Genomic DNA, 26,364 nt, shown 5'->3' with positions numbered 1-26,364 from the left:
ACACCCCCCCCCCCCCCCAACCACCACATCCCAGGGGGGTTCTCGGTTTCAACCCCTGTTCGCCGGGGGGGGGGGGGGGGGCGCCCCCCCCCCCCCCCCCCCCACGACGGTCCTAGAGCGACAGCCCCGTCAGCACCATGACCTTCTCGTACGTCAGATCCGCCATCGCCGAGTGCAGCCCCTCGCGCCCGATCCCGGAGTCCTTGACCCCGCCGTAAGGCATCTGGTCCGCCCGGTACGACGGCACGTCGCCGATGACCACGCCGCCCACCTCCAGCTCCCGGTTCGCCCGGAACGCGGCGTCCAGCGAGCGCGTGAACACCCCGGCCTGCAGCCCGTACTTGGAGTCGTTGACCATCGCGTACGCCTCGTCGACCGACGCCGCCGGCTGGAGGATCATGACGGGCCCGAAGACCTCCTCGCACGCGACCTTGGCGTCGTGCGGCACCTCGGCCAGCACCGTCGGGGCGAACGTCGCGCCCTGCCTGGTGCCGCCCGCCAGGACCTCGGCCCCGGCCGCGACGGCCTCCCGGACCCACTGCTCGACCCGCTCGGCGGCGGCCTCGGAGACCAGCGGGCCCACCTGGGTCTTCTCGTCGGCGGGGTCGCCGGTGACGAGGGCGGAGACCGCCGGGAGCAGGCGCTCGACGAAGGCGTCGTAGACCGGCCGCTCGACGATCACGCGCTGCACGGCGATGCAGCTCTGACCGGCCTGGTAGTTGGAGTAGAGGGCGACGCGCTGGGCCGCCCAGTCGAGGTCGGCGTCGGCGAGCACGACCGCGGCGGCGTTGCCGCCCAGCTCCAGCGTCACGTGCTTGCGCGGCACCTGGTCGGCGATGGCGTACCCGACCGGCGCGGAGCCCGTGAACGACACCACCGGCAGCCGGGGGTCCTGGACGAGGGCGGAGGCGCGGTCGTTCTCGATCGGCAGCACCGAGAACATGCCGGCGGGCAGGTCGGTCTCGGCCAGGATCTCGCCGAGGACGAGCGAGGACAGCGGCGTGGCGGGGGCGGGCTTGACGATGACGGGCGCGCCGACGGCGATGGCGGGCGCGACCTTGTGGGCGACCAGGTTCAGCGGGAAGTTGAACGGCGTGATCGCCAGCACGGGACCGTACGGGACACGCGACACGTACGCCAGCCGCCCCGCGGCCGCCGGTTCGGTGTCGAGCCGCTGTACGTCGCCCGACCAGCGGCGGGCCTCCTCGGCGGCGAAGCGGAACGTGGCGACGGCCCGCCCGACCTCCCCGCGCGCCCAGAAGATCGGCTTGCCGTTCTCGGCCGTGATGAGCCGGGCGATCTCGTCGGCCCGCTCGGCCAGGCGGCGCGAGACGTGGGCCAGGGCCTCGGCCCGTACGTGCACGGGCAGCGCGGCGGCCTCCTTGGCCACCGCGTGGGCGGCCTGGATCGCCTCCTCGACCTGGGCGTCGGTGGGCACGGAGTGCCGCCCGACCTCGCGGCCGTCATGCGGATTGGTGACAGTGAGCTCGGTGTCCCCGGTCGCGGCGCGGCCGGCCAGCCAGAAGGTACGCACGTCCATACCCATGACGTTATGCGAAGGAGTACTTGGGGGATTTACACCACGATGCACAAGACTCCCACGAGGGCTCACCGTTAAGTACAAGCCCCGTTGTATACCCATGATGTAACAGAAGTAGACCCAATTCGGGATGTTTACCATGCGGAGTGGTTTGAGCGATCTCCGCCATGGCTAAGTCACCGGGTGCGGGTCTCCAGCGCGGCGGGCCCCCGACGAGAAAGGCGTGGGCCCCGTGACCGAACAACGTGAGGTCACAAGGACGCATCGCTCCTTGGGCACAGGGGAGGTCTCATGACCTCGGCGCCGCTGGGGCTGCAGGGCGCGTACCTCCTGGGTGAGCGCGCCGGCCACGACGAACTTCGCTCCCGCCTGCTCGACGTGGCGGTCAACCTGCTCCAGTCGGACGGGCCGGAAAGCCTGACCATGCGCAGGATCGCCGCGGAGGCGGGATGCACGACGACCGTCATCTACACCATGTTCGGCAACCGGGAAGGGCTGGCGGAGGCGCTCTATCTGGAGGGGTTCGAGCGCTTCCGCCGCTTTCTGGAGGCCGTGCCGCAGCGCCGCAACCCGTTCGAGCACCTGTCCGCGCTCGGCCCCGCCTACCGTCAGGCGTGCCTGTCCGAACCGGGCTACTACAGCCTGATGTTCGAGCGGGCGATCCCCGGTTTCGAGCCCAGCGAGCGCGCCAGGACACTGGCCCGCGCCGCCCTCAACATCCTCGACCGGGTGATCGCCGACTGCATCTCGGCCGGCTACCTGATCCCGACCCAGCCCCGCAAGATCGCGGACGCGCTGTGGGCGGCGGCCCAAGGGGCCATCAGCCTCGAACGCGCCGGGCACCTGCGCGACAGCCGCACCTACGAAGCGGTGACCAGGGCGACCATCTGCTGCTATCTGGTGGACAAATCTACGTAGAGCGGCGGCCCGCCTCGAGGGCGAGCCACAGCTCCGCGCGCACGCCCGGGTCGTCGAGGTCACGGCCGAGCAGGTCGGCGACGCGTTTCATGCGGTAGCGCAGGGTGTGGCGGTGCACGCCGAGCCGCTGCGCCGCCGCATCCCAGTGGCCGTTGCTGTCCAGGTACGCGCGCAGCGACTCCACCAGGTCGGCCCGGGAGCCGTACTCGGTGAGCGGGGCCAGGAGGGCCGTGGAGAACGCCCGCACGGCGGCTTGGTCGAGCAGGCCCAGCAGGCCCTGGCCGGCGAGCTCCCCGAAGGTCACGACGGTGCCGCGCCGCCCGCGGCTCCGCGCCGCCCCCAGGGCGCGTCCGGCCTGGTCGAGGGCGCCGCGCAGGGCGGCGTACCCGGTGGGCCGGCTGAGGCCGGCAGGGGCCTCCGCGCTCAGCGCCGCCTCCTCCGCCGCCTCCTCCGCCACCGCCTCGGCCACGAGCGCGACGACCATCGCCCCGGACCCACGCGCCCCGGCGTCGGAACCCTCCGGGGCGGTGCCGTCGAGCAGGGCGGCGAAGGACCGGGCCTCCAGGGCGTCCAGGGCCTCGGGGGCCGCCGCGAGCACCACGAGCGGCTCCTCGGGCAGCCGTGCGCCGAGCGGGCCGAGCACCGCGCGGGCCCGCTCCCCCTCCCCGGCCAGCAGCAGCTCCAGCACGGCGGTCCGGACGCGGCGCTCGGCCGCGAGCTGGGTCCGGCCCTGCTCCATGGCCAGCGTGAGCAGCGAGCCCGCCGCGTTGATCACCGTGTGGGTGACGGGTGAGAAGGCGTGCCTGGCTCCGACGGCGAAGAAGCCGCGCGGCCGGGGCCCGCCGCCCAGCGGCTGCACGACGATGTGCTCCCCGGGCGCGGACAGCGCGAGGCTGGCAGGCTGCCGCTCCCCGCGCGCCGCACCCCCGGCATCCGCCGGACGAGCGTGATCCCCGAGGCGGCCGCGGCGGCGGGCCAGCTCGGCGGCGACCGCCTCCGTCTTCGCCCCTCGGGTGGCGTGCCGGACCTCGCCCGACTCCTCCAGCAACGCCGCCCAGCCGCCGACCTCCTTGGCCAGCCGGTCGATGACCGCGTGCATGCCCTCCGGCCGCAGCGCCGCCCGTGTCAGCCGGCCCTGGGCGGCGAAGGCCCGGGTGACCTCCTCGTACTGCTCGGCGGCCAGCAGCTCGCTCACCGCCTTGCCGACGGCGATGAACGGCGTCTCGCGCGGCACCTCGAACAGCGGCAGCCCGGCCCCCTCGGCCGCCGTCACGAGAGCGGGCGGCACCTCCTCGTGGGAGACCCCGACGCCGAAGGCCAGCCCGGCCACCCCGCGCGCCACCAATCGGGCGACGTAGTGGCCGAGGTCGCCTTCCATGCGCATGCCCGTGGTGAGCAGCAGCTCCCCGCCCTCCAGGTACGGGGTCGGGTCCGCCAGCTCGCTGACCGCCACCCACCGCACCGCGGCGTCCAGCACCCCGCGACCGGACGTCCCGGCCAGCGGCCGGAGGTTCATGCGGCGCACGACGGTCTGGAGCGAAGGCGGCATGCGAGTTTTATCCATTCCGGCAAAGAGGAGCACCTTCAGTGTGACATATCGACGTATCGGACCTGATAGGAGCCCGCCGTAGCGTCAGAAGCATGAGCATTCCCCAGGAGCGGCGCCTCGTGACCGCGATCCCCGGCCCCAAGTCCCAGGAGTTGCTGGCCCGCAAGCAGTCCGCCGTCCCGCCCGGCATCGGCACTGCCCTGCCGGTCTTCGTCACCCGCGCGGGCGGCGGCGTGGTGCAGGACGCCGACGGGAACTCGCTGATCGACTTCGGCTCCGGCATCGCCGTGACGAACGTCGGCAACGCCGCGCCCAAGGTCGTGGAGCGCGTCCAGAAGCAGGTCGCCGACTTCACCCACACCTGTTTCATGGTCACCCCGTACGAGTCGTACGTGCGGGTGTGCGAGAAGCTGAACGAGCTGACCCCCGGCGACCACGACAAGCGCTCGTTCCTGGTGAGCTCGGGCGCCGAGGCCGTGGAGAACGCGGTCAAGATCGCCAGGCACGCCACCGGCCGCCCGGCCGTCGTGGTGTTCGACCACGGCTACCACGGCCGCACGCTGCTCACGATGACGCTGACGGCCAAGAACATGCCGTACAAGGAGGGGTTCGGCCCGTTCGCGCCGGAGGTGTACCGGGTGCCGCTGGCCTACCCGTTCCGCTGGCCGAGCGGCCCTGAGCACTGCGCCGAGGAGGCCGCCGAGCAGGCCATCGACCTGATCGGCAAGCAGATCGGCGCGCACAACGTGGCCGCCGTGGTGATCGAGCCGATCGCGGGCGAGGGCGGGTTCATCGTGCCCGCCAAGGGGTTCCTGCCGCGCATCGCCGAGTTCTGCAAGGCGAACGGGATCGTGTTCGTGGCCGACGAGGTGCAGACCGGCTTCGCGCGTACCGGGACGCTGTTCGCCTGTGAGGACGAGGGCGTCGTGCCGGACATCATCACCACCGCCAAGGGCATCGCGGGCGGCCTGCCGCTGGCCGGGGTGACCGGGCGCGCGGAGATCATGGACAGGGTGCACGTCGGCGGCCTGGGCGGCACGTACGGCGGCAACCCCCTCGCCTGCGAAGCCGCGCTCGGCGTGCTGGAGACGATCGAGGAGGAGAACCTGGTCGCCAAGGCCCGCCGCATCGGCGAGATCATGCTGCCCCGCCTCGAGGCGCTCAAGGAACGCCACGACGTGATCGGCGACGTGCGCGGGCGCGGCGCGATGATCGCGATCGAGCTGGTCGAGCCCGGCACCAAGGAGCCGAACCCGACCGCCGTGCAGGAGGTCGTCAAGCGCTGCCACGCCGAGGGCCTGCTGGTCCTGACGGCGGGCACGTACGGCAACGTCCTGCGCTTCCTGCCGCCCCTCGTCATCCCCGAGCACCTGCTCGAGGAGGGCCTGGGCATCCTGGAGAAGGCGATCGCCGAGCTCTAGACGAAACCCAACGAAACGGGCATCCAGCTTGCGGCTGGATGCCCGTTTTGTGGTGTAACAGGCGCCACTCGGGTAGAGAATTCACTCTGGCTTGACGCTCAGCTGGACGCCTCCGGCCTCGGTCGGGGTTATAACGGTTCCGACATAGGGATGGGCGATGGCTGCTGGGAGCGTGATGAACTGGGGTCCGACCAGAACGGCGCGGAATATGTTGACGTTCGACCCTGAAGGCCTGACCTGGGCACAGCGCGAAGGCGACGCGTGTGTCGTCTGCCAGAAGCGGTGGCCGCGCCCGCGCGTGCGCGTGGGCCGCCTGCCCGACGATTCCGCGGTGCTCGCCTGCAACGACTGCGCCGAGGCGCTCATGCCCTCGCCGCTGGCCACCGTCGTGGCCTTCCCGTCTCGCTGACCCCTCTGGCCGAGGCGAGACGCCCCGGGAAGGGGGGAAGGCCCGGGGCGTCTCCGCAGGACGCGCCCAGCGGGGGGAAGAGCGCGTCCGCGCATGCACTCACTTGGTCAGCTCGGCCCATCGCTCGGTCCAGGCCGAATAATCAGTGCATTCCCCATCTTCCGCCCGGCAACCCCCCGGCGGTCGCACCGCGAAGATCACCCGGCTGAGCCGCTTGTCGTCGCCCACGCCGTACGTCTCGCACATCAGCCTGGCCCGCCCCTTGCACGCCTTGTCGTTGGCGGGCGCCATTCCCGCCCACGCGGCCGCGTCGCGCTGCGCGTCCGGGTCGGTCACCCAGTTGAGCCACCGGTAGGCGCAGGTGGTGTCGGGGACGTTCGCGCCGAGCATCCAGGAGTCGACCCAGCCGGTCGTCTTGCGCGTGGTCAGCGTCTTGACCGGGATGCCGGACTTCTGCAGGAGCAGGCGGTAGTAGGGGGTGGCCTGCGCGTAGTCGAGCTCGCCGGTGGCGAAGCCCTGGACCAGGTCGATCGGGTTGCGCCAGTAGGCGCGGTCCTTGTTCCGCTCCAGCAGCGTCATCGCGGTGTCCAGCTCGGCCTTGCTCAGCTCGTAGGGGTTCTTCACCGAGCCCTCGGCCAGGGCGGCGCCGGCGATCGCCATCGGGCTGTCCCTGAGCACCGTCCGGCCGGAGGCGAAGAGCTGCTCGAGCCCGCCGCCCCTGACCTTGGCCGAGTCGTAGATGAACTCGTCGGAGCCCCACAGATAGGGCACCCCGTAGACCTTGCCCGACACCGTCATCATGTCGCGGAAGCGCTCGTCGATGTCCTCGTAGTCGCTCACCTTGGCCGGGTCGACGGCCTGGACCTGCTTGCGCTCGATCAGCTCGCCCGCCAGCGCCGGGCCGGCGGTGATCACGTCGTAGGCGCGCTCCTTGACCTTGACGGCCATGTCCTCGGCGCTCTGCACGGTGTCGAGCCGGGCGATGCGGCAGCCGGTCTCCTTCTCGAACGAGCCCACCCAGTTGACCTTGGGGCTCACACCGCCGTATTCGGCGTAGCCGCGATAGGTGAGGATCTGCAGCGTGCCGTCGAGCTGCGTCGCGCTGGGCGAAGGAGTGGGGGTGGGCGTGCGGGTGGGGGTGGGCGTGGGGATGGCGCTGAGGGTCGCCCGGAGGCCGGGCCTCGGGGCCGAGGTGAAGGACGGGGGCGCCGCCGGGGTCGGCGCCGCCGCACCCACGCCGGCGACCAGCGCCATCACGGCGAGCGCCGTGGCATAAGCACGACGACCATTCACGATGCCCCCCTTGTCCGTCTGCTGGAGCCTACCGGGGAAGGGGCCGGGAGGGGCACCAGTCCCTCCCGGTCGCGATCAGCGGTTACTTGTTCGTGGGGAACCCCAGGTTGACGCCTCCGTGCGAGGGGTCGAGCCAGCGGGAGGTGACGACCTTGCCCCGGGTGTAGAAGTGCACCCCTTCGGTGCCGTGCACGTGCGTGTCGCCGAACAGCGAGGACTTCCACCCGCCGAAGCTGTAGAAGGCCATCGGCACCGGGATGGGCACGTTGATGCCGACCATCCCGACCTCGACCTCGTTCTGGAAACGCCGGGCCGCGCCGCCGTCGTTGGTGAAGATCGCGGTGCCGTTGCCGTACAGGCCGCCGTTGATGACCTCCAGGCCCTCCTCGTACGAGGAGACGCGCACGACCGACAGCACGGGGCCGAAGATCTCGTCCGTGTGCGTACGGGAGCCGGCGGGCACGTGGTCGAGCACCGTCGGGCCGAGCCAGAAGCCGGGCGTCTCCGACGCCTTGCCCCCGCCCAGCACGGCCGTCTCGCGGCCGTCGACGACCAGCTTGGCCCCCTCCTCGACGCCGAGGTCGAGATAGGAGGCGACCTTGTCGCGGTGGGGGCCGGTGACGAGCGGGCCCATCTCCGACTTGGGGTCGTCGCCAGGCCCGACCACGAGCTTGTCCACCCGCTCGACGATCTTCTGGACGAGCTCGTCGCCGATCGGGTCCACGGCCAGCACGACGGAGATCGCCATGCACCGCTCCCCCGCCGAGCCGAACCCCGCCGAGACCGCCGAGTCGGCGACCAGGTCGAGGTCGGCGTCGGGGAGCACGAGCATGTGGTTCTTGGCGCCGCCGAGGGCCTGCACGCGCTTGCCGTGCGCGGTGCCGCTCTCGTAGACGTACCTGGCGATGGGGGTGGAGCCGACGAACGACACGGCGCGCACGTCGGGGTGCTCCAGCAGCCGGTCCACGCTCACCTTGTCGCCCTGCACGACGTTGAACACGCCGTCGGGCAGCCCGGCCTCCCGCCAGAGCCGCGCCATGAGCAGCGCGGCCGAGGGGTCCTTCTCCGACGGCTTGAGCACGAAGGCGTTCCCGCACGCGATCGCGACCGGGTACATCCACATCGGCACCATGGCCGGGAAGTTGAACGGCGTGATCCCGGCCACGACGCCCAGCGGCTGGCGGATCGAGTAGGAGTCGACCCGGGTCGAGACGCCCTCGGAGAAGCCGCCCTTGAGCAGGTGCGGGATCCCGCAGGCGAACTCCACGACCTCCAGGCCGCGGGCCACCTCGCCGAGCGCGTCGGAGTGCACCTTGCCGTGCTCGGCGGAGATCAGGGCGGCGAGCTCGTCGCGGTGGGCGTACATGAGCTCACGGAAGCGGAAGAGCACCTGCGAGCGCTTGACCAGCGAGGCGTCCCGCCAGGCGGGGAACGCCGCGACGGCGGCCGCCACGGCCGCGTCCACGTCGGCGGCCGAGGCCAGCGCGACGTGGCCGCTCACCTCACCGGTGGCCGGATCGAAGAGCTCCGCGGTACGCGCGGGGTCGCCGTCCGCGTGGGCGCCGTTGATCCAATGCTTGACCGACTTCACTGGGCCGTCGCCTCCGCGTTGATGGTCTCGAGGGCCGTGACGATGATGCCCAGCCCCTCCGTGGCCTCGTCCACCGTGAGAGTGAGGGGCGGGGCCATGCGGATGGCGGTGCCGTACAGGCCGCCCTTGCCGGCCAGGAGGCCCGCCTTCCTGGTCTCCTCCATGAAGCGGGCGGCCTGGGCGGGGGTCTCGAGCTCGACGGCGAACATCAGGCCCTTGCCGCGGACGTCCTTGATGATCGGGAGCCGTCCGGCGGCGGCCTTGAGCCCGCTGATGATGATCTCCCCGGTACGCGCGGCGTTGGCCTGCAGGTCGCGGTCGAGCACGTAGTCGAGGGTGGCGTTGGCGGCGGCCATGGAGATCGGGTTGCCGCCGAAGGTGGACAGGCCCACGGCGTGCGGGGCGTCCATCAGGTCGCCGCGCGCCACGATGCCGCCGACGGCGAAGCCGTTCCCGAGCCCCTTGGCGAACGTGATCATGTCGGGGGTCACGCCGTGGTTCTGGATGCCGAAGAACGCGCTGCCCGTCCGGCCCCATCCGGTCTGCACCTCGTCGGAGATGAACAGGATGCCCTGCTCGTCGAGCACCTCCTTGTAGGCGGCGAACAGCCCGTCGGGGGCCATCGTGAACCCGCCCACGCCCTGGATCGGCTCGGCGATCAGCGCCGCGACGTCGTTGGAGACGGAGGTGGCCAGCACGTGCCGCAGGTCGTCCACGCACGCCTGGATGTAGTCGGCGTCGGACAGACCCTTGAACTGGGTGAGGTGCCGGTCGGCGCCGTGCAGGAAGTGCACGTTGAGCGGGGAGAGCGAGTTGTTCTTCCAGGAGCGGTTGGAGGTGACGCTGACCGCGCCGAAGCTGCGCCCGTGGTAGCTCTGCCGCATGGCCAGCACCTGGTCGCTCTTGCGCGCGTACGTGGCCAGCAGCAGCGCGGTCTCGTTGGCCTCGGTGCCGGAGTTGGTGAAGAAGACCTTGGCGTCGGGGATGCCGGAGAGCCGCGCGATCTTCTCGGCCAGCTCGATCTGGCCGCGCAGCAGGTAGACGGTGCTGGTGTGCACCACCCCCGTGGCGAGCTGGCGCTCGACGGCCTCGCGCACCTCGGGCACGTCGTATCCGATCATGTTCGTCAGGATCCCGGCGAAGAAGTCGAGGTAACTCTTGCCGTCCGCGTCGATGACACGGTTTCCCTTGCCGCTGACGATCTCGATGGGCTCGTTGTAGTTGAGGGCCAACCAGTTGGGCATGACCGCCCGGTGGCGCGCGAGAAGCTCCGACATGTTACCGAGTATCCCTTTTCCCGCGCCCATCCTCCTAACCCCAGGCTGTCGGCGTGAGGTCAAATCGGGTTACATGTTGTAAATCTATCCCCTAGGGGATTTCCCGTCCGCCTGGAGGTGTACAGCAGGAGGGCCTCGTACCCCACCGGAATCACCGTGAATGACCACTTGCGGCCGACGCCCCGGACCCCCTTCGTCGACGACGATCGAGTCACTCGACAAGCAGAGAAGGAGACCGAGATGACCGTCATCGTCGACCACCGCCCCGAAGCCCCCTCCGGCCCGCCGAAGCTCGACCGCGAGCAACTGCGCCGGGCCCAGCAGGACACGCTGGACACGCCGCGCATGGACTACAGCCTGCTGGCCAAGATGATGTTCAAGCCCGTGGACCTCATGTACGGCAAGCAGGGCTCGTACACGAAGTTCGCCATGCTGGAGATCATCGCGCGGGTGCCGTACCAGGCGTGGGAGCGCATGGGCTACTGGGCCGTGCACCGGCACGCGGGCCGCTCCGCGCTGGCCAGGAGGGTCTTCGAGCGGATCGTGGAGGCCCGCGCCGACCAGGACAACGAGCAGTGGCACCTGCTGATCATGCAGGACCTCGTCCAGCGCACCGGGCAGCGGCAGACGTGGCTGCTGCACAAGGCCGCGCCCTGGCTGATCGCGTTCTTCTACTACCACGTGTCCTGGGTGCTGTTCCTGGTCAGGCCGGACTGGAGCTACCGGCTCAACGCGGAGTTCGAGGACCACGCCGAGCACGAGTACATGACGTTCGTGGCCGAGAACCCCGACCTGGACTTCGTGCCCGACCCCGGCACGTACGCCGACGAGTACGGCCGCTACCGCTCGGTGGCCGACCTCCTGCGGCAGATCGGCCACGACGAGCGCACCCACAAGCTCGACAGCCTGGAGAGCATGAGGGAGCCCCGTGTCCGCTAGACGCTCGCCGGCTCGGGGGCCGCGACCGGACCGGCCGGGCGCAGCACGGTGACCGCCAGCAGCGCGGCGGCCACGCAGAACGCGGCCCCCACCCACGCGCCGAGGTGCATGGCGGAGGTGAAGGCCTCGTTGGCGGCCTCGGCGAAGCCCAGCGGGTGCGCCCCGCCGATCGACTCCCTGGCCACCGCGGGCAGGTCGGCGGGCATCTCCGCGGTGTACTTGCCCGCCAGCACGCTCCCCAGGACGGCGATGCTCAGCGCCATGCCGACCTGCTGGACGGTGTCGTTGAGCGCCGAGCCGACACCCGCGTGCTCCAGGGGGATGGCCTGCATGAGCGAGGCGTAGGCGGAGGGACCCGCCAGGCCGCCGCCGACGCCCATGATCACCAGGCCGGTGAGCAGCGGCAGGATCCCGGTGGTGGTGGCCATGACGACGAAGCCGCCGGCCATCGCCAGCAGCCCGGCGCTGATCAGCACCCGGTTGCTGAGCTTCTTGCCGAGCCCGGCGCCCACCCCGTTGAAGATCGCCGCGGCCACCGCGTAGGGCAGCATGGCCAGCCCGGCCTGCATCTCCCCGTAACCCAGCACGAACTGCAGGTACTGGGTGAGCATCAGCATCACGGCGCCCGCGCCGAACGACATCAGCAGGATCGAGAACGAGGCCCCGCTGAAGTTGCGGTTGGCGAACAGATGGAGCGGCAGCATCGGCTCGTCCTGCCGGCGCTCCCAGATCACGAAGGCGCCCAGGGCGACGATCGCGAGGGCGATGACGGGGATGTTCCACTCACGTTCGATGATCACGTAGACGGCGGCGGTCAGCCCGACGATCGACAGCACGACGCCGACCGGGTCGATCCTCCGGCCCACGCTGCGGCTTTCCGGCATGAGGACGAGGGCCGCCACGACGGCGATCGCCGCGACGGGGATGTTCAGCAGGAAGACCGAGCCCCACCAGTAGTGCTCCAGCATGAAGCCGCCCAGCGTCGGGCCCGACACCAGGCCCACCAGGGCCACGGCGCTCCAGGCCGCCATGGCCTTGCGCCGCTCGCTCTCGTCGAAGACGGTCATCAGGATCGACAGGGTGGACGGCATGACGAGGGAGCCGCCGATGCCCATCAGGCCACGGGCGGCGATGAGCTGCCAGGGCTCGGTGACGAGGACGGCGAGCAGGGACGCGCCGCCGAAGAAGACCAGGCCGATGATCAGGAAGAGGCGGCGGCCGTACTTGTCGGACAGGCTGCCCGAGGTGAGCAGCAGCCCGGCGAAGGCCAGCACATAGGCGTCGATGATCCACTGGATGTCGGACGGGGTGGCGCCCATCTCCTCGTTGAGGGACGGGATCGCCAGGTTCAGCACGGTGTTGTCGATGACCAGCACCAGCAACGCCAGGCACAAGGCGGCGAGGATCCACCAGCGACGAGGATCTCGTACAGTGTTCGAGTTCACTCGCACACTGTACGATAAGCCTCGTACAGTGTGCGAGGGGATTTATCCTGGATTCATGGCAGCAGGCAAGGCGTTCTCCTCCGTGTGGTTCCGCGAACCCCGAAAGGCGACCAGTCCCGGGCGCAGCCGGGAGGAGATCGTCGCGGCCGCCGTCGAGCTGCTCAACGAGGAGGGCCTGGCCGGCCTGAGCATGCGCAAGCTCGGCGCGAAGCTGAGCGCCGGCGCCACCAGCGTCTACTGGTACGTCGCCAACAAGGATGAGTTGCTGGAGCTGGCCTACGACGAGATGTGGGGCGAGATCACCTTCCCCGACGCCGAAGAGGCAGGCTGGCGTCAGGCGGTCTCGGTCCTGGCCTACAGCATGCGCGAGGTGATGCTGCGCCATCCCTGGTCGGCCGACCTGCTCGGCCGCCTGCCGGCGCTCGGCCCCAACGCCCTCCACGTGGCCGACCGGATGCGGACGGCCTTCAGGCACGCGGGGTTCGCCGGGATGGACATCGACTACGCGGGCTCCACGTTCACCGCCTACGTCTACGGCATGACGATCCCCGAGATCGCCTGGAACACCTCGATGTCCGGCTACGACTACGACCACGACGACATGCGCGAGAAGGTGCTCCAGGCCGCCGCGGACTTTCCCGACATAGCCGAGCGCATGAACTTCGAGGGCTACGAAGATCCCGACGTCGTGCGGGCGGTCGCCTTCGACTTCGGGCTCGTGTCGGTGCTCGACGGCCTTGAGCGGCGGCTGGCGACGTAGCAGGATCCGGGCATGAGCGATTTTCGTGCCGCCCGTGACTTCCTCCTCGGCGCCGACCCCGCCACCGCCCGCAGCGACTTCCGCTGGCCGGAGATCGACGAGTTCAACTGGGCGCTCGACTGGTTCGACGGGGTGCTCGCCGAGGAGACCCCCGAGGCCGTCGCTCTCAAGATCGTGGGCGCGAGCAGCGCCTCCTACACCTTCGCCGAGCTGTCCGCCCGCTCGAACCAGGTGGCCAACTGGCTGCACGAGCAGGGGGTGCGCCGGGGCGACCGGATCCTGCTCATGCTGGGCAACCAGGCCGAGCTGTGGGAGTCGCTGCTGGCCGCGGTGAAGCTGGGCGCGGTCATCATCCCGGCCACCACGCTGCTGACCGTCAAGGACATCACCGAGCGGATCGAGCGCGGCGGCGTCTCCCACGTGATCGCCAACGCCGCCGACGCCGGCAAGTTCCGGGCCGGCGAATACACCAGGATCGCGGTCGGCGACGCCTACAACTGGCTGCCGTTCCGGGAGGCGTACGAGGCGCACGAGCGCTTCGTCCCCGACGGGCCGACCCGCGCGGGCGACACGCTGCTGCTCTACTTCACCTCGGGCACGACCTCGCAGCCGAAGCTGGTCGAGCACACGCACGCCTCCTACCCCGCCGGCCACCTGTCGACGATGTTCTGGATCGGGCTCAGGCCGGGCGACGTGCATCTCAACGTGTCGTCGCCGGGGTGGGCCAAGCACGCGTGGAGCAACGTGTTCGCGCCCTGGAACGCGGGGGCCACCGTGCTGGTCCACGACTACTCGCGCTTCTCCGCGCCGGCACTGCTGGAAGTGCTGCGCGACGAGCGGGTCACCACGTTCTGCGCGCCGCCGACCGTGTGGCGGATGCTCATCCAGGAGGACCTGGCGGCGTGGAAGCTGCCGCTGCGCACGGCCGTGGCCGCGGGCGAGCCGCTGAACCCCGAGATCATCGAGCAGGTGAGCCGGGCGTGGGGCCTGACGATCAGGGACGGCTACGGGCAGACCGAGACGACCGCGCAGATCGGCAACGCGCCCGACGAGCCGGTCCGGCCCGGGTCCATGGGACGGCCGCTGCCCGGTTACGAGGTCGTGCTCATCGACCCGGTCTCCGGGGAGCAGGGGAACGACGGGGAGATCTGCCTGCCGCTGGACGACCGCCGCCCCCTCGGCCTCATGTCCGGATATGTCGGTGCATACGCTGGCGGCTCGACGGACGCGATGCGGGACGGCTTCTACCACACCGGCGACGTCGCCACCCGCGACGAGGACGGCTACATCACCTACGTGGGCCGGACCGACGACGTCTTCAAGGCCTCCGACTACCGGATCTCGCCGTTCGAGCTGGAGAGCGTGCTGCTGGAGCACGAGGCCGTGACGGAGGCGGCCGTGGTGCCCGCCCCCGACCCGGTACGCCTGGCGGTGCCGAAGGCGTACGTGACGCTGGCCCCCGGGTTCGAGGACGACGAGTCCACGGCGCGCTCGATCTTCGAGCACTGCCGGCGGGAGCTGGCACCGTACAAGCGGGTGCGGCGGCTGGAGTTCGGCGAGCTGCCGAAGACGATCTCCGGCAAGATTCGCCGGGTTGAGCTGCGCGTACGCGAACCTCGCCGGGAATATCGCGAGGAGGACCTCAATCCATGACAAAGGTCCCAAAGTGTAAATCGGCCTATGGCCGTTCTTACAGGTTGATCGGCTAGGCTCTGCCCCGTGCTGCCCACCATCGCCGACATCCTCGCTCTGGAAACCGTGCGCCGGGGCAGCCCGCGCGTGGTCGCGGGCGCTGACCGGCTCGACACCAAGGTCCGGTGGGTGCACGTCGGCGAGATCGCCGACATCGCGCACCTGCTCCGGGGCGGGGAGCTGGTGCTCACCACGGGGGTGGCCCTGCCGGAGGACCCCGAGAAGCTCGCCGACTACATCGGTGAGCTTTCGTCCGTGGGGGCGTCGGGCCTGATCGTGGAGCTGGGCCGCAGGTTCGTCCGCGAGCTGCCGCGGGCCGTGGTCAAGTCGGCCGAGGATCACGGGCTGCCGGTCATCGTGCTGGCCCGCGAGACGCCGTTCGTGCAGATCACCGAGTCCGTGCACGCGCGCATCATCGACATCCAGCTCGAGGAGCTGCGGGCCTCCGAGCAGCTCCACGAGGTCTTCACCGAGCTGTCGGTCGAAGGCGCCTCGCCGGCCGAGGTGCTGGCCCAGGTGGCACGGCTGTCGGGGCGGCCGGTGCTGCTGGAGAACCTCGCCCACCAGGTGCTGGCCTGCGAGTCCGCCGGGCGCGACGCGGGCACCCTGCTGGCCGGGTGGGAGACCAGGTCGCGGGCGGTGGCCCCGGCCGAGCGCACCGCGTACGATCCCGCCTCCGGCTGGCTGGTCACCACGGTCGGGGCGCGCGGGCAGGACTGGGGGCGGCTGATCCTGCTGTGCGACGCGCAGCCGTCGCCCCGTGACATGGTGCTGGCCGAGCGCGCGGCCACCACGCTCGCCCTGGGCCGCCTGCTGGAGCGCCACCAGGAGTCGCTCGAGCGCCAGGCCCACGGCACGATCATCACCGGCATCCTGACCCACGCCTACGCCGACCCCGACGAGGCCGCCGCCCGCGCCCGCGCGGTGGGCGTGCCACTCACCGGGCGCAAGCTGGTCAGCGTCGTCATCAGGCCGACCGAGCCGATCGACCAGGCACTCGACGGGCAGGCGCAGCTCGGCGAGCTGGCCGAGGCCACCGCCGCCGCCTGCCGCGACGCCCGCCTGCCCGCCCTGGTGGGCGCGCTCGACCAGGAGCGGGTCGGGGTCCTGCTGCCACTGCCGCCGCGCACGCAGGCCGAGCCCGCGCTGACCTCCCTGGCCGAGCGGCTGCGCGTGCTGTGGCGGCCCGGCTCGGCGTTCGTGCTGGCGGCGGGCTCGGTGGTGGAGTCCATCAGAGACGTACGCCGCAGCTTCCTCGAGGCCGAGCAGGTGGCCGACGTGGCCGTCCGCCAGCCCGACGGCCGGGCCTTCTACCGGCTGCCCGACCTGCGCCTGCGCGGCCTGCTCCACCTGCTGCGCGACGACGCGCGACTGCAGACGTTCGCCGAGCGGGAGCTGGGGCCGCTGCTGGCCCACGACGCGCAGCGCGGCGGCGACCTGACCCGGATCCTGCGCATCTACCTCGACTCCGGGCGCAACAAGGCGGTCGCCGCGCAGAAGGCCCACCTGTCCAGGCCCGCCTTCTACGACCGTCTGCGCCGGCTGGAGCGCATCCTCGACACCGACCTCGACGACGTCGAATCGTGCCTTTCGCTGCACGTGGCGCTGCTGGCACTGGAGTCGTTCCGCAGAGACAGTCGCTGATGTGCTGAAATGGGCGATATGTCTGATGTATTGATGCCCGATCTGGCCGACCTCGGCCGCATGCTCGCCACCGCGGGGGCCTTCTCGGTGCCCGTCCACGACGTGCGGCTCATCCCGGAAGAGCTCACCCCCGAGCAGATCGTCGCGGGCGACCCCGCGACGTCCTCCCTGGAGCTGGGTGACGGCCGGGGCATCTGGGAGATCACGCCCGGCGTCGTCACGGACGTGGAGACCGACGAGATCTTCGTCGTGCTGTCGGGCCGCGCCACGATCGCCGTCGAGGGCGGCACCACGATCGAGGTCGGTCCCGGCGACGTGTGCCTGCTGGCCGAGGGCGCCAGGACGACGTGGATCGTGCACGAGACGCTTCGCAAGGTGTACCAGACACGGCAATCCACGCAATAGCCGCTTACCGTCGCAGGTGTGCCCCTCTTCTTCAACGCGCTGGAAGCCGGCGCCCATCGGCTGTCGATCGTGCCTCCGATGTTCGATTATTTCGGGGCCCTGGGCCTGCATGCGCTCGTGGCCGCGGCCAGAATGGGAGTCTTCGACGCCCTCGGCGAGCGTCCGTCGACCGGCGGCGAGCTGGCCGCCACCCTCAACCTCGACCCGCACGCGTCCGGCGTGCTGTTACGGAGCCTGGCCGGGCTCGGCTACCTGCGGGTCAGGGGTGGCCGCTACCGGCTGACCCGCACGGCGCGGTTGTGGTTCACGACGGACTCGCCGACGTCGCTGGTGGCGGGGCTGGAGTTCTGGGAGCGTACCGCGTGCGTGATCTGGCCCCGCATGGAGAAGGCGGTGCGGGACGGCTCGCCGGTGACGCCCTTCTACGCGCTGCTCGAGAGCGACCCCGAGCTGTCGCGCTCGTTCCAGGCATGGACGGGGGCACTGGCCAGGCGGCAGGCTCCGGCCGCCGCCCGCGTCGTCCCCGTGCCGCGCGGCGCCGGGCGGGTGCTCGACGTCGGCGGCGGCCACGGGCTGGTCAGCGTGGAGCTGCTGCGCCTGCACCCCGGGCTGCGGGCCACCGTGATCGACCTGCCGGGGGCGCTCGAAGCCGCCGCCGAGCACCCCCGGCTGACGCTGCGCGCCGGCTCGTTCCTGGACGACGACCTCGGCGACGGGTACGACGCCGTCCTGCTCTTCAACGTCCTGCACGGCCTGGACGACCAGGAGGCGGCCACGCTGCTGCGGCGCCTGGCGGCGGCGCTCAACCCGGGCGGCGCGATCGTGGTCGGCGACCAGTTCGCCGACAGCCTCATGCCCGGCCGGGCCAGCCGCACCCTCCTGCGCCTGCTGGACCTCAACTACCTGGTCGCCGCGGGCGGCCGCGTACGCGGATTCCGCGAGGTGGCACACATGCTGCGGGCGGCCGGGTTCCGCCGGCCCCGGCATCGCCGCCCGCTGCGCTCGGTGGCCACGGAGCTGGCCGTGGCTAGAACCCCATCGCGGCCCGTACTTCGTCGAGGGTGAGCACCGCCCGCTCGCGGGCCTTGGCGTTGCCCTCGGTCAAGATCCTCTGGACGTCGGCGGCGGTGAACTCGGCCCGGCGTTTCCTGATCGGCCGTAGGAACTCGTTGACGGCCTCCGTGGTCAGGCGCTTGAGCGTGGCGGCGCCGCCGTCCCCGATCTCGTCGGCGAGCTCGCGCGGCGGGCGGCCCAGGCACAGGCCGGCCAGCGTGAGCAGGTTGGCGACCCCGGGCCGGTGCTCCTCGTCGAACGTGATCAGCCGCTCGGAGTCGGTGCGGGCCTTGCGGATGAGGACGGCCGTCTCGTCCTCGGTGGCCGACAGGGCGATCGCGTTGCCCCTGCTCTTGCTCATCTTGCCGCCGTCGAGGCCCTTGAGCAGCGGCTGCTCGCCCATCATGGCCTCGGGCAGCGGGAACACCTCGCCGTAGCGCTCGTTGAAGCGGCGCGCCACCAGCCGCGTGACCTCCACGTGCGGAAGCTGATCCCGGCCGACCGGCACCAAAGTGCCCTTGCAGAACAGGATGTCGGCCGCCTGGTGCACCGGATAGGTGAACATCAGGCCGCTGACGGCCCGCTGCGAGCTGTGCGCGATCTCGTCCTTCACCGTGGGGTTGCGCCGCAGCTCCGCCACCGACACGAGGCTGAGGAACGGCAGCAGGAGCTGGTTCAGCTCGGGGATGGCGCTGTGCTGGAAGATCGTGACCCTGGCGGGGTCGATGCCGATCGCCAGGTAGTCGAGGAGCAGTTCGGTGGTGTGCCGCCGGATCTCTCCCGGCGTGTCCCGGTCGGTGATCACCTGGTAGTCGGCGATCAGGACGTACATCGGGTAGGCGTCCTGCAGCCTGACCCGGTTGGCCAGCGAGCCGAAGTAGTGGCCGAGATGCAGCGGCCCGGTCGGGCGGTCGCCGGTGAGTACGACGTCGTTCACAGGGGTCCTCCTTCCGCCGTCCTGGAGAAGGAGCCGCACTGCCGGGCCGTCTCGAGGACGGCCCTGCGCATGGGGATTCAGCGGCCGTCTGAGGGCCGCCACCACATGCGGATGCTGGTCATACACGAATGGTAGCCGTAAAGGGTGTCAATCTCGTAACCTCTTTACCCGTTTGGCGTGTTCGGCTGCCTCGAAGACCATGATCTCGCCACTATGGTGCGGTCCCTTTTCCGCCCTCTGGAGAGTTCATGTCTCGACGCACCTTCGCCGGCGGCCTGGCCATAGCCGCGGCGCTCACCCTCACCGCGTTGCCCGCGACAGCGGAGCAGCAGTCGGTGCGGTTCCCGTCGGCCAAGTTCCCGCTGGGCACCCGGGCCATCCCGACCAAGACGATGACCGCTGTCACCCAGGGCATCGACCTCTACGACGTGAAGGCCGGCAGCTCCACCGACGGCTACACGGTCACCGTTCTCATGCCGAGCGGCCGCGACTACGGGACGCTCCCCACCGCCGAGACCCAGGTCGCCGCCGTCGAGGCCGCCGGGGAGATGGCGAGCCTGCAGAAGGTGATCCGGCCGAGCGTCGCCGACGCCCCTTCCCAGACCGTGTACATGGTCCGCGTCGGCCTCTGGTCCTTCAAGGACAAGAAGAAGGCCGAGGAGACGGCCAAGACACTCAAGGATGCCGGGCTGAAGGTCAAGGTCGACTACCTCGGCGACGACGGTCTCAAGACCACCGGCCCCTGGGACGTCAAGGTCGTCATGATCGACGCCAAGACGTTCCGCGGCTCGTACGCCGCCTCGCTCGGCGCCAGCGTGGCCAAGCGCGAGACGGTCTCGTCGATGGCCAAGGCACAGAAGGCGGTCGTCGGCGTGAACGGCGGCTTCTTCAACATCCACACGGCCAAGAACCTGCGCGGCGAGCCCGTCGGCGCGTCGGTGGTCGCCGGCAAGCTGCTGAGCGAGGCCGTGCCCGGCCGCTCGGCCGTGGTGCTCAAGGGGCACACCGCCAAGATCACCGAAGTCAAGACGAGCGTGGTCGCGACCTCCCAGGACGGGGAGGCCGTCGAGGTCAACGGCGTCAACCGGGCCGCCGCGCCGGACGAGGTGGTGCTCTACACGGAGGAGTACGGGGCCAAGACCCCCACCGGCGGCACCGACATCGTCCTCGACGCCACCGGCAAGGTCGTGACCGTACACGCCTCGGGTGCCGCGGTGGCGGCCGGGACGCGGGTGCTGCACGGCAACGGCGCGGCCTCCGACTGGCTCAGCGAGCACGCCTGGCCCGAGTACACGGTCAAGGTGGAGACCAAGGTCATCGACCTGCGTACGAAGAAGGCCCTGAAGCTCACCCCCGACCTGCACGTGATCTCGGGCGGCGTGGGCCTCGTCCGCAACGGCAAGGTGAAGATCACCGCCAAGCGTGACGGGCACGACTCCATCAACATGATCCTGCGCCGCCACCCGCGTACCCTCCTCGGCACCACGAAGAACGGCAGCCTGATCCTGGCCACCATCGACGGCCGCCAGCCCGGGGTGACGATCGGGGCGAACTTCCCCGAGGCGGCCCAGTTCATGCGCTGGCTGGGGGCCACCCAGGCGATCAACCTGGACGGGGGCGGCTCGACGGCGATGGTGGTCGGCGACAAGCTGGTCAACCGCCCGTCGGACGGCGCGGAACGCGGCGTCGGCGACGCCCTCCTGGTCCTGCCCAAGTAACCCGGCCCCGCCGCCCGCCCGGCCATCGCCCCGGACGGGCGGCACCCGGTTCGCCAGAGCCTGAAGGCCGCCCCGCTCCGATGGCCCAGGCACCCCGTCTCGCCAAAGGGACCCGCACCAGCACGGCGGGTCCCTTTTCGTATGGCCCCAATCAGCACGGCGGGTCCTTTCGTAGGGGCCCTCAGGCCACCGGCAGGCCGACATCGGGTTTGACGGCCTTCATGGCGAGGTGCGACGTCACCTGGGCCACCCCCGGCAACCCGGACAGCACCTCCGAGTAGAACCGCTCGTACGCCCCCAGATCCGCCACCGCCACCCGCAGCAGAAAGTCCGGATCCCCGAACAGCCGGTGCGCCTCCACCACCTCCGGCATCTCCGCCACCCGCCGCTCGAAGTCCGTCACCGTGTCGTGGTCCTCGTACCTCATCACCACCGTGACGAACGCCTGGAACCCGCGCCCCACCGCGTCCCCGTCCAGCAACGCCCGATACCCGCGGATGACCCCGCTCTCCTCGAGCTGCCGCACCCGGCGCAGGCACGGCGACGGCGTGAGCCCCACGCGATCGGCCAGCTCGGTGTTGCTGAGCCGCCCGTCCCGCTGCAGCTCCCGCAGGATCCTGCGGTCAATGGCATCCATGACGCAATATCGTGCCATACACCCCACTCCACCGGCACAAATCCACCATCGCATGCCAACCCTCTTCGACTACCGTCGCACTGAGGAGGTGAACCCGATGGACCCCAAGCTCCTGCTCCTCTTCCTCGGTATGGACCTGCTGCTGATCTTCACCCCGGGCCCCGACATGCTGTACGTGATGGCCCGCTCCCTCGGCCAGGGCCGCAGGACCGGGCTGACGGCGGTGGCGGGCATCTGCGGCGGCTACGCCGTGCACACGGTCCTGGCCGCCGCCGGACTGGCCGCCGCGCTGCAGGCCGTGCCCGCCGCGCTCCCGGTGATGCGGTACGCCGGGGCCGCGTACCTGGTGTTCCTCGCGGTCAGGACCCTGCTGTCCCTGCGGCACCGCACCGGCCCCGTGCTCGGCGGCGCCCCGGAACCGGTGGCCAAGGTGCTGCGGCAGAGCATGCTGACGGCCCTGCTCAACCCGAAGGGCGTGCTGCTGTACCTGTCGCTGATGCCGCAGTTCATCTCGACCGGCACGGGTGTGCCGCTGGGCGTCCAGCTCACGGCGCTCGGCCTGCTCCACGTCGTGAACTGCGCCCTGCTCTACGGCCTGATCGCCATCGCGACGGCACAGGCCAGCCGCGCCCTGACCGGCACCCCGAAGGCCGCGCGCCGCATCTCCGCCGTCTCGGGCACGATGCTCCTGGTCGTCGCGGCAGCCACCCTCGGCACCCACTAACAGCACCCGGCGCGGGGCTCCCATGAGGCCCGCCCGGGGCACGGCCTTCATGGCGCCCGCTCCGACCAGTAGGCGAGTTGCTCCCTGGAAGTCCTGGTGGCCGGATGGTCGGGACCGAGCACCCGCTCCCTGATGGGCAACAACTCCGCGCACTGGTCGCGGGCCGCCGCCGGATCGCCCGCCCGCCCGGTCCAGTATGCGAGGTTGGCGCGGGCGGTCAGCGTGTCGGGATGCCCGGGGCCGGACACGCGCTCGCGGAGGGGCACCAGCGCGGCGTACTGGTCGCGGGCCGAGGCGGCGTCCCCCAGCTCACCCGTCCACCGGGCCAGCTCGTGCCGGGTGATCAGGGTCGAGGGATGCTCGGGGCCGAGCACGCGTTCTCTGACGGGCAGCAACTCCGCGCACTGGTCGCGGGCCGCCGCCGGATCCCCCGCGTGGCCGGTCCACCGGGCGAGGTTGGCGCGGGCGGTCAGCGTGTCGGGGTGGTCGGGGCCCTGGACACGTTCCCTGATCGGCACCAGATCGGCGTACATGTCCCGGGCCGCCGCCGCGTCCCCCAGCTCACCCGTCCACCGGGCCAGCTCGTGCCGTACGGTCAGCGTGTCGGGGTGGTCGGGGCCGGAGATCCGCTCGCGTACGACGAGGAGCGCCGCGTACTGGTCGCGGGCCGCCGCCGCGTCCCCCAGCTCACCCGTCCACCGGGCCAGCTCGTGCCGGTTGATGAGCGTGGAGGGATGCTCGCTGCCCTGCACGCGCGCCCGGATCGGCAACAGGGCCGCGTACTGCTCCCTCGCCGCCGCCGGATCCCCCGCCTGGCCGGTCCACTGGGCGAGGTTGGCCTGGGTGACGAGGGTGTCGGGATGCCCGGGGCCGGAGACGCGCCGGCGCAGCGGGAGCAGCTCGGCGTACTGGTCGCGGGCGGCGACCGGGTCACCCGCCTTCCCGGTCCATTGGGCGAGGCTGTGGCGGGTGGTGAGCGTGTCGGGGTGCTCGGCGCCGAGGATGCGCTGGTAGATGGGGAGCAGGGCGGCGTACTGGTCGCGGGCCGCCGCCGGGTCGCCCGCCTCGCCGGTCCACTGGGCGAGGTTCGCCCGGAGGATGAGGATGACGGGGTGGTCGAGGCCGAGCCTGCGCTCGCGAACCGGCAGCAGGGCGGCGTACTGGTCGCGGGCCGCCGCCGCGTTGCCCGCCTCCCCCGTCCACTGGGCGAGGTTGGCGCGGGCGGTCAGCGTGTCGGGGTGGTCGGGGCCCTGGACACGTTCCCTGATCGGCACCAGATCGGCGTACATGTCCCGGGCCGCCACCGCCTCCCCCAGCTCACCCGTCCACCGGGCCAGCTCGTGCCGGACGGTCAACGTGTCCGGATGCTCCGGGCCCTGGACGCGCTCACGCACCGGCAGCAGGGCCGCGTACTGGTCGCGGGCCGAGGCGGCGTCCCCGAGCTCGCCCGTCCACCGGGCCAGCTCGTGGCGGGTGGTCAGCGTGTTCGGATGCTCGGGGCCGAGCTGGTGCTCCCTGATGGACAGCAGCTCCGCGTACTGCCGCCGCGCCGCCGCCGCGTCCCCCAGCTCGCCCGTCCAGCGGGCCAGCTCGTGCCGGGCGGTCAGCGTGGACGGATGGTCGGCGTCGAACCGCGCGCTGAGCGCGTCGCAGATCTCCTGGAACAGCGACTTCGCGGTCCGGTAGTCACCGCTCGCGCCCAGGTATTGCGCGGTCTTGTCCATGCCGGGCGAGGTCGGGGTGAGCACGTGCAGGATGTGCGGCAGGAGCTGGGCGTACCTGGGCCAGTTCCCGGCGTGGGCCGGGTCGTCGGGCAGCACCGACTCCAGGAGCACGGCGGCGGCGTCGTACCAGCGCTGCTGCTCCTGGGGTTCGAGCTGGTCGAGGGTGACGGCCTGGACCAGCCGATGCACCGACACCGTGCCGTCCACCGGATACCCGATGAGGCTGTGACCGCGCAACGCGCTGACGGCGGTGTTGAGCGTGAGCGTGTCGCGCGGCAGCTCCTGCAGCACGGCCAGCGCGCTGAGCCAGGGACGGAAATCACGGAACAGCCGAACCCTGGCACTCGACAGCCGCCCGTACGCCCGCCGCCGCCGCACGTCCGCGCCGAACAACTCACGCGGCGTGACCTCCTCGAGCTGCGACAGCAGCAGGTGGTACGGGATCACCTCGTGGGAGTAGCAGGCCAGCACGCGCAGCAGCGCGATCGCGTGCGGGCTGGTGAAAGCCAGATGCTTGAAGGCCAGTTGCCAGGTGGTGGTGACGCGCTCGCGATACCCCCACGCCTGCCCCTGGGCGAGCAGCCCGGCGCGCTGGTGGTGCAGCAGGTCGAGATACTCGCCCAGGGTCAGCCCGGTCTCGGCCATGTACGCCGCCGCCTGCTCCAGCGCCAGCGGCAACGCCCCCAGCTCCGCCACCACGGAGGCCGCCGCCACGGCGTCCACCTGACCGGACCGCGCCAGCACCAGCGCCGTCGCCGGTCCCGGCTCCAGCACCGGCAGCTCCAGCGAGTGCTCGCGCGGCCAGTTCCCGGAACGACTGGTGATCAGCACATGCCCCGGCCCCGCCGGGGGCAGAAAAGGGCGCAACGAACCGGCCTCCGGGGCATTGTCGAAGATCAACAACCACGGTTCGGTACGCGCCGCGAGCGCGGCGTGCGCCTGATCGACGGGATCGGCCACGTCGACCGTCTCCCGTATCCCCAGCAGGGCGGCCAGCCGGGCGAACGCGGCCGACAGCACCGACGGGTCGGTGGCCGGGAGTTGCCAGATGAGGTGGTAGTCCTCCTTGTGGCGGTGGGCGTACTCGAGGGCCAGGCTGGTCTTGCCCACGCCACCGAGCCCGTACACGACGACCACGCACGGACGTACGGCACCGGCGGTCAGCCGCTCCCGCAGCTCGGCGACGACATCGTCCCGCCCGAGAAGCTGGGGCGGCCGAGGCGGAAGCTGCACAGGCCGAGTGGGAACGTGGGGCCGGGGCGGCAAATGCACATCTCCCACGACATCCACATATCCCCCGGTAACAGCGGTAGCCCTGTCACCGGTCATGGCCACCCCCGCATTGTCCCGCCCCACCCCAATGGAACGTTCGCCCTCAGCCTCAACCTCCGCCCCCCACCCCGCAGGCCCCCCCGAACTCCCCGCACGACCCTTCGAACCACCCGCACGACCCCCCGAATCACCTGAGCCGCTGCCGGCCCCACCCCCCTCTCCACCGGAACCCCCGCCAGCCGCACCACTCCGGGAACTCCCCGCGCTGCCCGCACCACCTCCAGAAGCCCCGGCACTCTCCTCACCGCCTTCGGAACCCCCGGCCCCGCCCGTGCTCCCCACACCACCCTCGGAAGCTCTGTCACCACCTGCGACATCCCCGGAAGCCCCCGCACTGCCCGCACCACCTCCGGCAGCTCCGGCACCACCCGTGCCACCCCTGGAAGCTCCGGCGCTGCCCGCACCACCACCAGATGCCCCAGCACTCCCCGCACCACCCACATCACCCCCAGCCGCTCCCGCAATGCCGGTGCTTTCCGCATCGCCCCCGGAAGTTCCGGCACCACCCGCGCCACCCGCGCCACCACTGACGCCACTGACGCCACTGACGCCACCGGGGCCGCCTTCCGCCGCAGCACCCGTCCTACCGGAGGCATCGCCGACCCTCCCGAGGGCGCTGCCAACCCTCCCGGGGACACCGCCGGCTCCAGCGCCCGAGCCTGCACCCGCAGGGCCACCCGTCGCCCCAGGACCCGCGCCACCAACAGGACCACCCCCTTGGCCACCCGCGCCATCGGGAACGCCGGCGGCCCCACCACTTTCAAAGGTCTCGCAACCAGCCGCAGCTCCATCCTCGAAGCTCCGCGAATCACTCGCCGCCGTTATCCCCAGAGCGTCATCCCCGAGCCTGCCCACCGCACGAGTGCCGACCCTCCGACGCCCACGTTCACCCCCAGCCCAGAGCCGTCTCACCACTACGACACCTACGACCAGCAGCCCGACGATTCCCAGGGACACACTGATCAGACTGTCCTGCTCGTCCAGGACGCTGAGGAGCGTGCCGGGCTCCTCTAATACGTCGGCGAAAAAATCCACCAATCCGGCCGTAATAAGAGTGAGCGAAACGGGCGCAACCGTCCAAGTCAGCAAACGCCGAAGCCGACGAGTACGCCGTGACCGTCTTGATGCAGGTCCAGAAGGGGGATCAGCCGTCACACACCCAGAGTGACCGCGCTATCAAAGGCTCGCCACCGGAATTTCAGCATGCCCGGAAAGCACAGAAGGCCCCTATGTATGGGGAAATAAAAAAGGGCCCCGACAGATGTCGGGGCCCTCCCACAAAGATTGTCCGGCGGTGACCTACTCTCCCACACCCTCCCGAGTGCAGTACCATCGGCGCAGAGAAGCTTAACTTCC

General features: G+C 71.0%; 20 protein-coding genes. 11 read left to right on the top strand and 9 right to left on the bottom strand.

The features are described from left to right. Positions 1-112: 112 nt before the first annotated feature. Positions 113-1,540 (bottom strand): aldehyde dehydrogenase family protein, encoded by a 1,428-nt coding sequence (locus AB0I15_RS64405; RefSeq protein ID WP_358119974.1) that lies wholly within the window; start codon positions 1,538-1,540, stop codon positions 113-115. A 291-nt stretch (positions 1,541-1,831) separates the two neighbouring features. Here AB0I15_RS64405 and AB0I15_RS64400 point away from each other — a divergent pair, with 291 nt between their 5' ends. Then, the gene (locus AB0I15_RS64400) at positions 1,832-2,458 is read left to right on the top strand and encodes a TetR/AcrR family transcriptional regulator (protein ID WP_358119971.1); all 627 of its coding nucleotides are present in this window, start codon (positions 1,832-1,834) and stop codon (positions 2,456-2,458) included. Here the strand turns inward: AB0I15_RS64400 and AB0I15_RS64395 are convergent. After that, positions 2,451-4,007, bottom strand: coding sequence for a PucR family transcriptional regulator (locus AB0I15_RS64395; RefSeq protein ID WP_358119969.1), 1,557 nt, complete (start codon positions 4,005-4,007; stop codon positions 2,451-2,453). The genes AB0I15_RS64400 and AB0I15_RS64395 overlap by 8 nt on opposite strands. 92 nt (positions 4,008-4,099) lie before the next feature. Here AB0I15_RS64395 and gabT point away from each other — a divergent pair, with 92 nt between their 5' ends. Next, a complete protein-coding gene (gene gabT / locus AB0I15_RS64390) occupies positions 4,100-5,428 on the top strand; it encodes a 4-aminobutyrate--2-oxoglutarate transaminase (protein ID WP_358119967.1) in 1,329 nt (442 codons plus the stop codon). 208 nt (positions 5,429-5,636) lie between these two features. Next, positions 5,637-5,837 carry a hypothetical protein gene (locus AB0I15_RS64385; protein WP_358119964.1) on the top strand — a complete coding sequence of 67 codons (201 nt, stop codon included), beginning with the start codon at positions 5,637-5,639 and terminating at the stop codon, positions 5,835-5,837. A 99-nt stretch (positions 5,838-5,936) separates the two neighbouring features. Here the strand turns inward: AB0I15_RS64385 and AB0I15_RS64380 are convergent, their stop codons facing one another. From AB0I15_RS64380 to AB0I15_RS64370, 3 genes are all read right to left on the bottom strand, one after another. Next, positions 5,937-7,130, bottom strand: coding sequence for an extracellular solute-binding protein (locus tag AB0I15_RS64380; protein WP_358119962.1), 1,194 nt, complete (start codon positions 7,128-7,130; stop codon positions 5,937-5,939). An 82-nt stretch (positions 7,131-7,212) separates the two neighbouring features. Next, positions 7,213-8,721 carry a CoA-acylating methylmalonate-semialdehyde dehydrogenase gene (locus AB0I15_RS64375; RefSeq protein WP_358119959.1) on the bottom strand — a complete coding sequence of 503 codons (1,509 nt, stop codon included), beginning with the start codon at positions 8,719-8,721 and terminating at the stop codon, positions 7,213-7,215. Next, on the bottom strand, positions 8,718-9,998 hold the full coding sequence (locus tag AB0I15_RS64370) for an aspartate aminotransferase family protein (RefSeq protein ID WP_358119956.1): 1,281 nt from the start codon (positions 9,996-9,998) through the stop codon (positions 8,718-8,720). Before AB0I15_RS64370 ends, AB0I15_RS64375 begins: the two co-directional genes overlap by 4 nt. A gap of 240 nt (positions 9,999-10,238) precedes the next feature. On the opposite strand from AB0I15_RS64370, the gene AB0I15_RS64365 reads away from it, so the two are divergent. After that, the gene (locus tag AB0I15_RS64365; RefSeq protein ID WP_358119954.1) at positions 10,239-10,937 is read left to right on the top strand and encodes an alternative oxidase; all 699 of its coding nucleotides are present in this window, start codon (positions 10,239-10,241) and stop codon (positions 10,935-10,937) included. On the opposite strand, the gene AB0I15_RS64360 is transcribed toward AB0I15_RS64365, so the two are convergent. After that, positions 10,934-12,382, bottom strand: coding sequence for an MFS transporter (locus AB0I15_RS64360; protein ID WP_358119951.1), 1,449 nt, complete (start codon positions 12,380-12,382; stop codon positions 10,934-10,936). The two genes, AB0I15_RS64365 and AB0I15_RS64360, sit on opposite strands and share 4 nt — an antisense overlap. A gap of 55 nt (positions 12,383-12,437) precedes the next feature. On the opposite strand from AB0I15_RS64360, the gene AB0I15_RS64355 reads away from it, so the two are divergent. The 5 genes from AB0I15_RS64355 (at position 12,438) to AB0I15_RS64335 (ending at position 17,948) form a co-directional block, all read left to right on the top strand. Further along, complete coding sequence (locus AB0I15_RS64355; RefSeq protein ID WP_358119949.1) at positions 12,438-13,142, top strand: TetR/AcrR family transcriptional regulator; 705 nt, start codon at positions 12,438-12,440, stop codon at positions 13,140-13,142. Positions 13,143-13,154: 12 nt separating this feature from the next. After that, on the top strand, positions 13,155-14,795 hold the full coding sequence (locus tag AB0I15_RS64350) for an AMP-binding protein (protein ID WP_358119946.1): 1,641 nt from the start codon (positions 13,155-13,157) through the stop codon (positions 14,793-14,795). Between the two features lie 66 nt (positions 14,796-14,861). Continuing rightward, positions 14,862-16,478, top strand: a complete 1,617-nt coding sequence (locus tag AB0I15_RS64345) for a PucR family transcriptional regulator ligand-binding domain-containing protein (RefSeq protein ID WP_358119943.1) — start codon at positions 14,862-14,864, stop codon at positions 16,476-16,478. Positions 16,479-16,496: 18 nt separating this feature from the next. Next, entirely contained in the window at positions 16,497-16,883 is a 387-nt protein-coding gene (locus AB0I15_RS64340; RefSeq protein WP_358119941.1) for a cupin domain-containing protein, read from the top strand. A gap of 18 nt (positions 16,884-16,901) precedes the next feature. Then, positions 16,902-17,948, top strand: a complete 1,047-nt coding sequence (locus AB0I15_RS64335) for a methyltransferase (protein WP_358119937.1) — start codon at positions 16,902-16,904, stop codon at positions 17,946-17,948. Here the strand turns inward: AB0I15_RS64335 and trpS are convergent. Next, the gene (gene trpS, locus AB0I15_RS64330) at positions 17,911-18,873 is read right to left on the bottom strand and encodes a tryptophan--tRNA ligase (RefSeq protein WP_358119935.1); all 963 of its coding nucleotides are present in this window, start codon (positions 18,871-18,873) and stop codon (positions 17,911-17,913) included. The genes AB0I15_RS64335 and trpS overlap by 38 nt on opposite strands. 248 nt (positions 18,874-19,121) lie before the next feature. Between trpS and AB0I15_RS64325 the strand changes: the two genes are divergently transcribed. Then, on the top strand, positions 19,122-20,591 hold the full coding sequence (locus AB0I15_RS64325) for a phosphodiester glycosidase family protein (protein WP_358119933.1): 1,470 nt from the start codon (positions 19,122-19,124) through the stop codon (positions 20,589-20,591). A 181-nt stretch (positions 20,592-20,772) separates the two neighbouring features. On the opposite strand, the gene AB0I15_RS64320 is transcribed toward AB0I15_RS64325, so the two are convergent. After that, a complete protein-coding gene (locus AB0I15_RS64320; protein WP_358119930.1) occupies positions 20,773-21,228 on the bottom strand; it encodes an Lrp/AsnC family transcriptional regulator in 456 nt (151 codons plus the stop codon). Between the two features lie 97 nt (positions 21,229-21,325). Between AB0I15_RS64320 and AB0I15_RS64315 the strand changes: the two genes are divergently transcribed. After that, the gene (locus AB0I15_RS64315; RefSeq protein ID WP_358119927.1) at positions 21,326-21,952 is read left to right on the top strand and encodes a LysE family translocator; all 627 of its coding nucleotides are present in this window, start codon (positions 21,326-21,328) and stop codon (positions 21,950-21,952) included. 47 nt (positions 21,953-21,999) lie between these two features. Here AB0I15_RS64315 and fxsT read toward each other — a convergent pair whose 3' ends face one another. Further along, complete coding sequence (gene fxsT, locus AB0I15_RS64310) at positions 22,000-24,909, bottom strand: FxSxx-COOH system tetratricopeptide repeat protein (RefSeq protein WP_358119924.1); 2,910 nt, start codon at positions 24,907-24,909, stop codon at positions 22,000-22,002. Between the last annotated feature and the right edge of the window lie 1,455 nt (positions 24,910-26,364).

Origin of the sequence: Nonomuraea sp. NPDC050643, from assembly GCF_040654715.1 — a bacterium.
Lineage (GTDB): Bacteria > Actinomycetota > Actinomycetes > Streptosporangiales > Streptosporangiaceae > Nonomuraea.
The sequence above is the reverse complement of the archived record's forward strand: the minus strand, read 5'-3'. Positions and strand labels throughout refer to the sequence as shown.

Coding starts and splice junctions, on each gene's coding strand:
- AB0I15_RS64325 (WP_358119933.1), top strand. CDS start 19,122: ATGTCTCGACGCACCTTCGCCGGCGGCCTGGCCATAGCCGCGGCGCTC.
- AB0I15_RS64340 (WP_358119941.1), top strand. CDS start 16,497: ATGTCTGATGTATTGATGCCCGATCTGGCCGACCTCGGCCGCATGCTC.
- AB0I15_RS64370 (WP_358119956.1), bottom strand. CDS start 9,998: ATGTCGGAGCTTCTCGCGCGCCACCGGGCGGTCATGCCCAACTGGTTG.
- AB0I15_RS64400 (WP_358119971.1), top strand. CDS start 1,832: ATGACCTCGGCGCCGCTGGGGCTGCAGGGCGCGTACCTCCTGGGTGAG.
- AB0I15_RS64350 (WP_358119946.1), top strand. CDS start 13,155: ATGAGCGATTTTCGTGCCGCCCGTGACTTCCTCCTCGGCGCCGACCCC.
- AB0I15_RS64320 (WP_358119930.1), bottom strand. CDS start 21,228: ATGGATGCCATTGACCGCAGGATCCTGCGGGAGCTGCAGCGGGACGGG.
- gabT (WP_358119967.1), top strand. CDS start 4,100: ATGAGCATTCCCCAGGAGCGGCGCCTCGTGACCGCGATCCCCGGCCCC.
- AB0I15_RS64405 (WP_358119974.1), bottom strand. CDS start 1,540: ATGGACGTGCGTACCTTCTGGCTGGCCGGCCGCGCCGCGACCGGGGAC.
- AB0I15_RS64365 (WP_358119954.1), top strand. CDS start 10,239: ATGACCGTCATCGTCGACCACCGCCCCGAAGCCCCCTCCGGCCCGCCG.
- AB0I15_RS64315 (WP_358119927.1), top strand. CDS start 21,326: ATGGACCCCAAGCTCCTGCTCCTCTTCCTCGGTATGGACCTGCTGCTG.
- AB0I15_RS64395 (WP_358119969.1), bottom strand. CDS start 4,007: ATGCCGCCTTCGCTCCAGACCGTCGTGCGCCGCATGAACCTCCGGCCG.
- AB0I15_RS64355 (WP_358119949.1), top strand. CDS start 12,438: ATGGCAGCAGGCAAGGCGTTCTCCTCCGTGTGGTTCCGCGAACCCCGA.
- AB0I15_RS64385 (WP_358119964.1), top strand. CDS start 5,637: ATGTTGACGTTCGACCCTGAAGGCCTGACCTGGGCACAGCGCGAAGGC.